General features: G+C 41.7%; 7 protein-coding genes and 1 rRNA gene. 3 read left to right on the plus strand and 5 right to left on the minus strand.

Features of this window, described 5'->3' with window-relative positions; translation table 11 throughout:
• Positions 1–48: 48 nt before the first annotated feature.
• The 3 genes from ACMVDV_RS12465 to rhlB form a co-directional block, all read right to left on the minus strand.
• Positions 49–1,590 (minus strand): 16S ribosomal RNA (locus tag ACMVDV_RS12465).
• 516 nt (positions 1,591–2,106) lie between these two features.
• Positions 2,107–3,600, minus strand: coding sequence for a guanosine-5'-triphosphate,3'-diphosphate diphosphatase (gppA, locus tag ACMVDV_RS12470; protein ID WP_416158323.1), 1,494 nt, complete (start codon positions 3,598–3,600; stop codon positions 2,107–2,109).
• A gap of 47 nt (positions 3,601–3,647) precedes the next feature.
• The gene (gene rhlB, locus ACMVDV_RS12475; RefSeq protein WP_416158324.1) at positions 3,648–4,925 is read right to left on the minus strand and encodes an ATP-dependent RNA helicase RhlB; all 1,278 of its coding nucleotides are present in this window, start codon (positions 4,923–4,925) and stop codon (positions 3,648–3,650) included.
• Between the two features lie 90 nt (positions 4,926–5,015).
• On the opposite strand from rhlB, the gene trxA reads away from it, so the two are divergent.
• Both trxA and rho read left to right on the plus strand, forming a co-directional pair.
• Positions 5,016–5,342 carry a thioredoxin TrxA gene (gene trxA / locus ACMVDV_RS12480; protein WP_304181715.1) on the plus strand — a complete coding sequence of 109 codons (327 nt, stop codon included), beginning with the start codon at positions 5,016–5,018 and terminating at the stop codon, positions 5,340–5,342.
• 180 nt (positions 5,343–5,522) lie between these two features.
• The gene (gene rho, locus ACMVDV_RS12485; RefSeq protein ID WP_064666866.1) at positions 5,523–6,782 is read left to right on the plus strand and encodes a transcription termination factor Rho; all 1,260 of its coding nucleotides are present in this window, start codon (positions 5,523–5,525) and stop codon (positions 6,780–6,782) included.
• Between the two features lie 106 nt (positions 6,783–6,888).
• Here the strand turns inward: rho and ACMVDV_RS12490 are convergent, their stop codons facing one another.
• Positions 6,889–9,708 carry an ATP-binding protein gene (locus ACMVDV_RS12490; protein WP_416158325.1) on the minus strand — a complete coding sequence of 940 codons (2,820 nt, stop codon included), beginning with the start codon at positions 9,706–9,708 and terminating at the stop codon, positions 6,889–6,891.
• An 81-nt stretch (positions 9,709–9,789) separates the two neighbouring features.
• Here ACMVDV_RS12490 and ACMVDV_RS12495 point away from each other — a divergent pair, with 81 nt between their 5' ends.
• Complete coding sequence (locus ACMVDV_RS12495; RefSeq protein WP_064666864.1) at positions 9,790–10,380, plus strand: DNA-J related domain-containing protein; 591 nt, start codon at positions 9,790–9,792, stop codon at positions 10,378–10,380.
• Here the strand turns inward: ACMVDV_RS12495 and dbpA are convergent.
• Entirely contained in the window at positions 10,377–11,765 is a 1,389-nt protein-coding gene (gene dbpA, locus ACMVDV_RS12500; protein WP_064666863.1) for an ATP-dependent RNA helicase DbpA, read from the minus strand. The genes ACMVDV_RS12495 and dbpA overlap by 4 nt on opposite strands.
• Between the last annotated feature and the right edge of the window lie 188 nt (positions 11,766–11,953).

The following is an 11,953-nucleotide window of genomic DNA, read 5'->3' on the forward strand; positions in this document are numbered from 1 at the left end:
TAACAATCATCTGTGTGGACACTACGAACAAATAAGTTCTAAATCGTATAAGGAGGTGATCCAGCCCCAGGTTCCCCTAGGGCTACCTTGTTACGACTTCACCCCAGTCATGAATCACTCCGTGGTAAACGTCCTCCCTAAGGTTAGACTATCTACTTCTGGAGCAACCCACTCCCATGGTGTGACGGGCGGTGTGTACAAGGCCCGGGAACGTATTCACCGCGTCATTCTGATACGCGATTACTAGCGATTCCGACTTCATGGAGTCGAGTTGCAGACTCCAATCCGGACTACGACGCACTTTAAGTGATTCGCTTACTCTCGCGAGTTCGCAGCACTCTGTATGCGCCATTGTAGCACGTGTGTAGCCCTACACGTAAGGGCCATGATGACTTGACGTCGTCCCCACCTTCCTCCGGTTTATCACCGGCAGTCTCCTTAGAGTTCTCAGCATTACCTGCTAGCAACTAAGGATAGGGGTTGCGCTCGTTGCGGGACTTAACCCAACATCTCACAACACGAGCTGACGACAGCCATGCAGCACCTGTATCTGAGTTCCCGAAGGCACCAAACTATCTCTAGTAAGTTCTCAGTATGTCAAGTGTAGGTAAGGTTCTTCGCGTTGCATCGAATTAAACCACATGCTCCACCGCTTGTGCGGGCCCCCGTCAATTCATTTGAGTTTTAACCTTGCGGCCGTACTCCCCAGGCGGTCTACTTAATGCGTTAGCTTTGAAAAACAAGTCCGAGGACCCGAGCTTCTAGTAGACATCGTTTACGGCGTGGACTACCAGGGTATCTAATCCTGTTTGCTCCCCACGCTTTCGTACATGAGCGTCAGTGTTGACCCAGGTGGCTGCCTTCGCCATCGGTATTCCTTCAGATCTCTACGCATTTCACCGCTACACCTGAAATTCTACCACCCTCTATCACACTCTAGTTTGCCAGTTCGAAATGCAGTTCCCAGGTTGAGCCCAGGGCTTTCACATCTCGCTTAACAAACCGCCTGCGTACGCTTTACGCCCAGTAATTCCGATTAACGCTCGCACCCTCCGTATTACCGCGGCTGCTGGCACGGAGTTAGCCGGTGCTTCTTCTGTAAGTAACGTCACAGCTATACTCTATTAAAGTATAACCTTTCCTCCTTACTGAAAGTGCTTTACAACCCGAAGGCCTTCTTCACACACGCGGCATGGCTGCATCAGGCTTGCGCCCATTGTGCAATATTCCCCACTGCTGCCTCCCGTAGGAGTCTGGGCCGTGTCTCAGTCCCAGTGTGGCTGATCATCCTCTCAAACCAGCTAGGGATCGTCGCCTTGGTAAGCCATTACCTTACCAACTAGCTAATCCCACTTGGGCTAATCTCTTGGCGTGAGGCCCGAAGGTCCCCCACTTTGGTCCGTAGACATCATGCGGTATTAGCAGTCGTTTCCAACTGTTGTCCCCCACCAAAAGGCATATTCCCAAGCATTACTCACCCGTCCGCCGCTCGTCAGCAAAGTAGCAAGCTACTCTCTGTTACCGCTCGACTTGCATGTGTTAGGCCTGCCGCCAGCGTTCAATCTGAGCCATGATCAAACTCTTCAATTAAAAGTTTTTTCTGTCCAAAGGACATGCTCAATGAATTCTGAATTATTTGTTTTTGTTGCCAAAAACGAATTGACTGTGCTGCAATAAATAAATTTATTGCTGTTGGTCACTCAGTTCAATTGAGACTCTAAATTTGTTTGCTTCATCTAGCGAACTAGAATCTGCTGTTAGAACTCAATCTGTACGAGTGCCCACACAGATGATTGCTTTATATTGTTAAAGAACGTTGCGACAATGTCGCTAGGGATGCGTATATTACATCCTTTATTTTTCGAGTCAATACTTAATTTTAAACTTTCTTTTCGAACATTTAATGCTAAGTTTTATTTAACTCTGTGAGTAGCTCATACGTCGCTATGCGTTGCTGTTTGCCGTCTCAGTGGGGTCGCATTATAGGGAGATCCAAAAACAGATCAACTGTTTTTTTGATCTTTTTTGATTTTATTGACTGTTCGAACAAATTTACTGCACAACGGTGCTTTTTAATACAATAAAAGGGCTATTAAAGCCCTTTTACTATTTAACTATAAACTTCCAGCCTGCTTTTGCTTGCTGTTTACACTCTTGTTGGAGCTCACTTGCCATAAGTGGATGCGCTTTTAACCAATCATTTTCAAATATTAGTGTTAAAGCTTCATTATTAACAGTTAAAGTTAATTTTGGTAATACGTCATCTTGGCGACGCATTGATAAGATCACAGCGATCCTAATCAAGCGCGTTAAATATTGTGTTAATTGCACATGACAGCCTAAATGTGCAAACACATTCTTTTGCAGATCAGAACGGTGTGCGTTAGCGGCTGCAGCAATAATTTTATGCTCCGATTGTGAAAAACCAGGCATCTCGGTATTTTCAAGAATATAGGCGGTATGCTTTTGGTACTGCTTATATTCAATTAACAAACCTATTTCATGTAATTGCGCAATTGCTTTAAGTAACGGTAAGCCATTATTATCGAGTAATAGCCACTGCTCGCTGACTTGAGCTGCGAGGTGACTGCTAAGCTCGGCTACTCGGTTTGCTTGCTTTTGATCAACATGATAACGACTCATTAAGCCATCAACTGTGCGCTTGCGAATATCGTGATTATGAAACTCAGGGATCATACTGTAGAGCACACCTTCACGAAGTGCGCCGCCTGCTAAGCCCATTTTATCAATTTCAAGCGCTTCAAATAGCGCAATTAAAATAGCGAGCCCTGAAACAAATACTAAACGCCTTTCTTCGCTTAAGCCTGGTAGGTCTAATTCAGCAATTGTGTTGTAGGCTATCGACTGTTTTTTAATTTCATTAAGCTTATCTAGGCTTAATGTGTCATCAAGTGATTGTGCGACCATAATTTCTTGGATCGCTTGCACTGTACCCGATGCTCCTGATGCAATCTCCCAACCCGCCACTTTGTAACTTGGCGCTATATCATCAATAACTACTCGTGCGGCTTTAATAGCGGCATTGAAATTAGCGTCATTGAGTTTGCAATCTTTAAAGTAACGCTCTAGGTAAGTAACACAGCCCATGTTTAGGCTTTTGTAATGTAATGCGTCAAAACCTTTACCAATTACCACTTCGGTGCTGGCACCACCAATATCAATAACTAATTGACGGCCACTGCATGACGAAGTGTGCGCTACACCTTTATAAATCGTGCGCGCTTCTAGTTCACCGCTAATAACATTAATTTTATGGGCAAGGATTTGTTCGGCTTTGATTTTAAATTCATCGGCATTGGTTGCTAAACGCAACGTAGCGGTGGCAACGATAGTAATGTTGTTTTTCGGAATATCTTGGAGGCGTTCTGCAAATAACGCGAGACATTCCCAACCTCGTTGCATTGCTTCTGTGCTCAATAGGTTATCTTCATTTAGCCCTGCGGCTAATCTGACTTTGCGTTTAACGCGGCCTATGGTTTGCAAGCCGCCAGCAATTGACTTAGCGATCAACATGTGAAAACTGTTAGATCCTAAATCAATTACTGCATAAACATTTTTTTGCGGTTTAAGTTGCCCCACCGTTCAAAAACCTCTAGTTACTACTACGACTATAACGACGGCCGTAATTACGACCGTGCTTTTTGGTAACTATTGTTTGGTCTACGTCCGCTGTTATTACTACGACTGCGTGGGCCTGTTGTATAGTTACGTTTTCTTTGAATAGTAGGCTTAGTTAAATCATCAAGCAATGCACTTTTATCATAATGTGATAAAGGAATGCTGTGCTCTATGTACTCTTCAATTTCATGAAGGTTATATGCGTACTGTTCACATGCAAAACTAATTGCCTTACCTGATGCTCCGGCTCGTGCAGTACGGCCAATTCGATGCACATAATCTTCGCAATCATCTGGTAAGTCGAAGTTAAATACATGACTTACTTCTGGGATATGTAAGCCACGCGCTGCAACATCAGTTGCCACTAGGAAATCTAAATCACCTTTAGAGAATTGCGCTAAAATTGATTGGCGTTTTTTCTGATTAACATCACCAGTCAGCATACCTACACGATGACCATCAGCTTTTAACCATGCATACACTGTTTCACAACTGTGTTTGGTGTTTGCAAACACAATGGCTTTCTCTGGCCATTCTTCTTCAATCAAAGTTAATAACAGCTTAACTTTATCTTCTTGCGAAGGATGGAATAACTCTTCTTCAATACGCTTACCCGTTTTTACATCTGGTTCAATTTGTACATGCTCTGGGTTTGTCATGTGCTCAAACGCCAGTTCTTGAACGCGATACGATAACGTTGCTGAAAATAATAAGTTAAGGCGTTGTGATGTATCCGGCATACGGCGGAACATATAACGAATATCTTTAATAAAGCCCAAATCAAACATACGATCGGCTTCATCTAGTACCACAACTTCGATTTCATTGAGGGTATAACACCCTTGTTTATATAAATCGATTAAGCGACCTGTGGTGCCAATTAAAATATCAACGCCTTTTTCTAATTGTGCACGTTGTTTTTCGTAATCTTCGCCACCATATACTAAACCTAAGTTAAGATTACAGTGTGGCGCTAAAATTTTTGCATCTTTGTGGATCTGAATCGCAAGCTCCCGAGTAGGGGCCATGATCAGGGCTCTTGGATGTTTACTAGGTGCTTTGCTAGATTGTAATAACCGATGGCACGTGGCAGTTAAAAACGCCAACGTTTTGCCTGTCCCTGTCTGTGCTTGGCCCGCAATATCGCGGCCATCACAAATAAAAGGTAGGCATTTAGCTTGAATGGGTGTGCAATATTCAAACCCATTTTCGGTTAAACCGGCAACCACTTCCGGTGCGATAGCAAAGTCTGAAAACTTTTTATCGGTTAAATGTGTCTTAGTCATAGCGTTTAAGCATAACGTTTATACTTGCAATAAGAAACAAGAGTGTTTAAATACGCATTAAATATTTCGCCTAACTTATCGGAGAGCGCAATGAGCGAGAAAATTATTCAATTAACTGACGATAGCTTTGAAGCTGACGTTTTACAATCAGACAAGCCTGTATTAGTTGATTTTTGGGCTGAATGGTGCGGACCATGTAAAATGATCGCGCCAATTCTTAATGAAGTAGCAGATGAATTTGATGGCCGTGTCGTTATCGGTAAATTAAACATCGATCAAAATGCAGGCACACCACCTAAATTTGGCATCCGTGGCATCCCTACACTACTTCTTTTCAAAGAAGGCCAGGTTGCAGCAACTAAAGTTGGTGCACTTTCTAAAACTCAATTAGTTGAATTTTTAGAAAACAACATCTAAATACAGACGTAAAAAAGGGCTTTTTGCCCTTTTTTACATTTTTTTTGTATAAAGACTGGACGCCTAGCCAGTGACCTGCTAGTTTATAAAGCCAACTAATCCTTAGTTTACCAACAAACCTCTCTCACTAATCAATATCGATTATATGAGCATGATAACTGTAATAAAGAACCCACCAATATGCATTTACGCGAATTAAAAGACAAGTCGATCAAAGAACTTGTAGACTTAGCTGAGTCCATGGGGCTCGAAAACGTAGCCCGCTTAAGAAAGCAAGATATTATCTTTGCTATCCTTAAAGCCCACGCCAAAAGTGGAGAGAACATTTTTGGCGGTGGTGTACTAGAAATCTTACAGGATGGTTTTGGTTTCTTAAGATCATCAGAAGCCTCTTACCTTGCGGGTCCTGATGACATTTATATATCACCTAGCCAAATTCGTCGTTTTAGTATGCGTACTGGTGATTCTATAATGGGTCTGATACGTCCACCTAAAGACGGCGAACGTTACTTTGCCTTACTAAAAGTAAACGAAGTAAATTTTGATAAACCTGAAAACTCTCGCACTAAAATCCTTTTTGAAAACCTTACCCCGCTACACGCAAATGAACGTTTACGTATGGAACGTGGTAATGGTAGCACCGAAGATATTACCGCTCGAGTACTTGATTTAGCCTCACCAATTGGCCGTGGCCAACGTGGTTTATTAGTAGCGCCGCCAAAAGCGGGTAAAACAATGCTACTACAAAACATTGCGCAATCAATTACTCATAACCACCCTGATGCAACATTAATGGTATTACTTATTGATGAGCGTCCAGAGGAAGTAACTGAAATGCAACGCCTTGTTAAAGGTGAAGTGATTGCATCAACGTTTGATGAGCCAGCGAGCCGTCACGTTCAAGTTGCTGAAATGGTAATCGAAAAAGCCAAACGTCTGGTTGAGCACAAAAAAGATGTCATCATCTTATTGGATTCAATCACTCGTTTAGCTCGTGCATACAACACGGTAATTCCTTCATCTGGTAAAGTACTTACCGGTGGTGTTGATGCGAACGCCCTGCATAAACCGAAGCGTTTCTTTGGTGCTGCACGTAACGTTGAAGAAGGTGGTAGTTTAACCATTATCGCTACGGCGCTGATCGATACCGGCTCTAAGATGGATGAAGTTATCTACGAAGAGTTTAAAGGTACCGGTAATATGGAATTACACTTAAATCGTAAGATTGCTGAAAAGCGTGTATTCCCTGCAATCGACTTTAACCGCTCTGGTACCCGTCGTGAAGAATTACTGACTAAACCAGACGAGCTACAAAAAATGTGGATTTTACGTAAAATCGTGCACGAAATGTCTGAAATTGACGCGATGGAGTTTTTAATTGATAAACTCTCTATGAGCAAAACCAATGATGAATTTTTTGATTCGATGAAACGTCAGTAATTCCGTTTACAACATTCTAAAATGCCTGTTAATACAGGCATTTTTTTTGCCGAAAAGTCCTTGTTATAACCTTCGTGGAGTTAATCTCTAACCGCAAGCGCTAGGGCTATTCTAGGTCAGATGATTTAGATAATTGCTGAATTAATTCATCCAGCAACGCAGCTATCTCTGCATCGGTTGCTGGTTGATCTTTCGCTAATAACGCCTTATCTAAGCGCAACGCTGCATCAGCCACATTCGTGAGTGTAAATATTTGTGCTGCACCAAGAATACGGTGACTATCTTGCTGTAATGCCGTCAAATCCTGTGCTGCAAAATGCGCTGTCAGTAACTTAATTTCATCATCAAAGCTGGCGATAAAACTGCTTACTAAATCACTAATATCAGGATTAGTTGTAGGTAACGCTATAGGATTATCCAAATACAAGGCGAGCGTGCGATAGAAGCTTTCTTTCTCGATTGGTTTACTTAAATAGCCCGTGAACCCCATGGCTAAGTAATCATCTATTTCATGACTCATCGCATTAGCCGTTAACGCGAAGATCGGTTTATTAAAACCACATTTTTTTAATAATTCAAAAGCGCTCAGGCCATCCATTACTGGCATTTGTATATCCAATAAAACAATATCAGGGAACTCGCTAAGACAAAGCTCAACCGCTTGTTCACCATTACTTGCTGAGATCACTTCAAGCCCAGTAGACTTTAAGAAGCGTGTTATTAGCCTACGATTGTCAGAATGATCTTCTGCTAACAACACTCGTCCGACAAGACCGGTTTTATTTTCTGGTACTGCAGCCTCACTTGCAACTTTTGCTGGCGGATATTGTTTGCATGGCACATTAAAAATAAATTCACTGCCTTTATGCAGCTCACTTTCAACACTGATATAACCCCCCATCATAATTGCTAATTGTTGTGAGAGACTTAAACCCAATCCTGAACCACCAAACCTGCGACTAATGGTATTATCGCCTTGTTGAAAACACTCAAAAATATTTTCTATTTGCGCTGTCGTCATACCAATCCCCGTATCACTAACTTTAAAGCAAACGCCTTGCTCGGTGTGATCAATATGCAAAGTGACAAAACCGCTTTCAGTGAATTTAATCGCATTCGTTAGTAAGTTAATCAGTATTTGCTTAACTCGGATCAAATCGAGCTTAGTCCAAAAGCTCGGCCCTAAGTTGTTTTCTAATAAGAGTGTTAACCCTTTATTTTTGGCCTGCATACTCGACATAGCGTAAACATCGTTAACAATCACGACTAGATCAAACTCGCTAACATCTAAATCTAAGCGGTTGGCTTCTATTTTACTCAGATCGAGCACATCATTGATCAAACCTTTTAAATGATCGCTGTGTTTCTTAATGACCAACAACTCCGTTTGTAGCTGCTGAGGCTGATACAAACCATTCAATAAGTCATCTGTTTGCCCCAATATCGCCGTAAGCGGTGTACGAATTTCATGACTAATATTTGCCAAAAATTGGCTCTTCACTTGATTCGCTGCACGTAATTCTTGTGCCACATATTGTAACTCTTGAGTACGTTGCGCAACTTTTTGTTCTAATTGATTTTTGGCCTTTTTCTCAACTGCACGACGATATAGTGCAACCGCACAGATCAACACCAGCATCAATACTATTGACAGTAAAATAGTCAATTGTGAACGTTTTTCGATTTTTAGTTCTTGTAAGCTACGCTCTTGTTTAAGCTGTTTAATTTCCTGATTTAACTGGCTCGATTGAAACTGAGACTGAAATGTACTTAACGCTTTCATAACCTCTTCACTAATTATACCGCGCTGATAATCAACAAACTGCTGATGCAACTGAATCGCTTGCTTGTAATCGCCTTCACCCGCACTTAATAACGCTTCAATGCCTAAGCCATCTTTAACACGTAACTCATCTTTATATTCTTTGGCTAGTGCGATTGATTGTTTTAAATTTTGTTTAGCGGTATCTATATCCCCGCTAACTAATTGCACTTTGGCTAACACTTGTAGAGCTGCTAACTGTAATGATTGATTATCAATCTGCCTAGCGTATTTTTGAGCCGCTTTTGCATGGTACAAAGCGGCATCTAGCTCATCTATTTTTAAGTTTATACTCGCTAAATTGGTATGCTGGACCGACAGCTGGTAGGCATCATTGACGCTTTGATAATACCGTAAAGCGAGTTGATAATAGTGCAGCGCTAATTGATTTTGACCTGACTCTGCATAAGCAACAGCCATATTGCCATGGGCACGGGCAATCCCCTCTTCATCATCTAATTGCTGAAATACATCAATCACTTGACGATAAATTTCGAGTGCTGAATCATAACGCGATAAACGAATGTAGACGCCGGCAATATTATGCAGAATATCCGCCTTGTCTTTTTCACTCCCGTCGTTTTCATAAAATGCTTTTGCCTGTTGGTAATGCTCTAACGCAAGCTCCATGTTATGCATATTAAAATATGCCAAGCCAATATTACTCAATAAGTTAGCTTGCTTTAATGGGCTGTTTAAACGCACAGCCAAATTTAAGGCTCGGTTATAACTAATAATGGCTGGTTGCAGTAAACCTTGAAAGTACTGCACTACACCTTGCATTTTTATTGCTCTAAAATGTAACTCAGGTTGTTTTTCAAATGGGGTTTTTAGCTCTAACAACTGATAATAATGTAATGCTTGAGGGTAGTTACTTAGTTCAAACGCGCGTTCGGCTAAACTAGAATAGATAGCGACTTGTTGTTGATTTGAAAGTTGCCTGGCAAGTAGTTGATTTGCTAACTGCAGCTTTTCTGACCACTCATTAGTAAGCTTAAATTGCTCCAACAGCGTTACTTGCTGCTGAGCATTACTAAATTGAGAAAAAACGCCAAGTACAATAATAAAGCAAATAAATAGTAGGCGCTTGAACTGACCTAGCATAATTTTTTTCCTTGGAATTTTGTTAGTAGTGTTAAGCTATGATAATTTAGCCAAGATACACTAATAACTAGACTGCAAACAATGCTTAACCCACTGATAGATGAGATTTTTGAGCTTATTCTAACGCAAGAGACGTGGATGGTTCATACTTTAGCATTGAAATTACAACAGCAAGGCTCTATCAGCACGCTTGATGTGCAACCAGAGCGTGATTTATTTAAACGTAATTTTTTAATCATGAATGCCCTGTATCAACTACAGCAGCAACTGCAACCAGCTCAGCACTTGGCTATCGCCAGCTTACAAATAACTCTGACAGATACGGCTCCCCATAACTCAGTGCAACAGCTTGATCCGCTGCGAGACTATTATCTAGATTGGCAAAATTACGAAACAACCAGTGATGAAATCGAAGAGTTGCTTAATGACTTCTGGCAACGTTTTGCAAGCCATAAAAAACCACAGCAAGCACTGGACCGTAAAGCTTATGACATGCTGTTACATCGTTGGCAATTGGCGAAACAATGTAGTTTGAAAGATATACAGAAACGCTGGCGACAACTGGCCATGCAGTACCACCCAGATAAAGAAACTGGCGATACAGAAAAGTTTAAAGAGCTAAAGAATGAATATGAGCAGCTTAAGGCAAGCTGCTCAACAATCGAGAATTAACGAGTTAGGCGACGAGCGCGTATTTTACGGCCTTTAATATTGCCTTCAGTTAATTTGCGTAGTGCTGGTTTTGAAGAATTACGTTCAACAGCAACAAAAGCTACGTTATCAAGTACGTTAATTTTACCAACCTGACGCCCTGCAACGCCGTCTTTGCCCGTTAGTGCGCCTAAAATATCACCGGCACGCACTTTTTGCTTTTTACCCGCATCAATCATCAAGGTGACCATTTGCGGTTTATATGGTGGTTTTTCAAGTAAGCTAAATGGCGGTAATTGCTCAGGCAAGAAATCACATTCGTAATGGTCACCAATTTGCGCCACTTTAAATTGCTCTGCATCACCATAAATTGAACAAGCGATACCTTTTTTACCCGCGCGACCGGTACGACCAATACGGTGCACATGGGTTTGCGGGTCATGGGCAAGATGATAGTTGATCACCATGTCCATATCATCAATATCTAAACCGCGTGCCGCAACATCGGTGGCCACTAAGATTGAGGCACTTTTATTGGCAAAGTGAATAAGTGTGCGTTCACGATCACGTTGCTCCAAATCACCATGCAATGATACCGCACTAAAGCCTTCATCGGCTAAATCATCACAGACCTGCTGTGTTTCAACTTTGGTATTACAAAACACCACGCAACTTTCAGGCTGAAATTTAAGCAATAACAACTTTAACGTATTAAAGCGCTGCTTGTTATTATCCATTTTATAGAAGTACTGCTTAATGGTGCTCTTTTCTTGCTCTTCTTCCACTTTCACCATCACAGGATTGCTTAACACCCGTTTAGCAATCGCTTCGATTGCTCGTGGAAAAGTGGCGCTAAATAATAACGTTTGGCGCTGCTTGGGAATACAATCGATAATCGCATCTAAAGTATCTTGAAAGCCCATATCAAGCATCTGATCGGCTTCATCCAGCACTAAAGTTTCAACATCATCTAAGCGCAAAGTGCCTTTGCGAATATGGTCATCTACACGCCCAGGTGTACCAACAATAATATGCGCGCCATGCTCAAGGGAACCTATTTGCGGCCCAATTGAAACGCCACCACACAAGGTTAAAATTTTAATATTGTGAATGCCGCGCGCTAATTTACGCATTTCTACAGCAACTTGCTCGGCAAGCTCACGGGTTGGACAAAGTACTAATGATTGAATACGAAAACGTTTCACATTAAGTTTAGCAAGCACGCCTAAACTAAACGCTGCCGTTTTACCTGAGCCTGTTTTGGCTTGTGCAATAATGTCTTTACCTTCAAGAACTGGCGGCAAACTTTGCGCCTGTACGGCTGTCATTTGGGTATAACCTAATGTTGATAAGTTATCTACCAACCCAGATGGTAAAGCGAGAGATGAAAAAGCTGTAGCGGTCAAAGTAATTTCCAGTGCAAAAAGTAAACATGAAAAGCCGCTGCAGATGCCCGACTTAGTTATGCTGCATAATAGCAGAATATACAAATTGCTACCATTAAGCTGGCAAGATTATCAATAAACCTGCAATGTTGAAAAGCCGCCTTCGCGTTTTTATCTCATCTGCTTTTGCTACTCAGTATTAAATGCTT

The sequence above is a fragment of the Pseudoalteromonas sp. ASV78 genome, from assembly GCF_047806705.1.
Taxonomy (GTDB): Bacteria; Pseudomonadota; Gammaproteobacteria; order Enterobacterales; family Alteromonadaceae; genus Pseudoalteromonas; species Pseudoalteromonas prydzensis_A.

Excerpts from the sequence above, each read along its gene's own strand:
- rhlB (WP_416158324.1), bottom strand. The coding sequence starts at position 4,925 with ATGACTAAGACACATTTAACCGATAAAAAGTTTTCAGACTTTGCTATC.
- trxA (WP_304181715.1), top strand. The coding sequence starts at position 5,016 with ATGAGCGAGAAAATTATTCAATTAACTGACGATAGCTTTGAAGCTGAC.
- rho (WP_064666866.1), top strand. The coding sequence starts at position 5,523 with ATGCATTTACGCGAATTAAAAGACAAGTCGATCAAAGAACTTGTAGAC.
- ACMVDV_RS12490 (WP_416158325.1), bottom strand. The coding sequence starts at position 9,708 with ATGCTAGGTCAGTTCAAGCGCCTACTATTTATTTGCTTTATTATTGTA.
- ACMVDV_RS12495 (WP_064666864.1), top strand. The coding sequence starts at position 9,790 with ATGCTTAACCCACTGATAGATGAGATTTTTGAGCTTATTCTAACGCAA.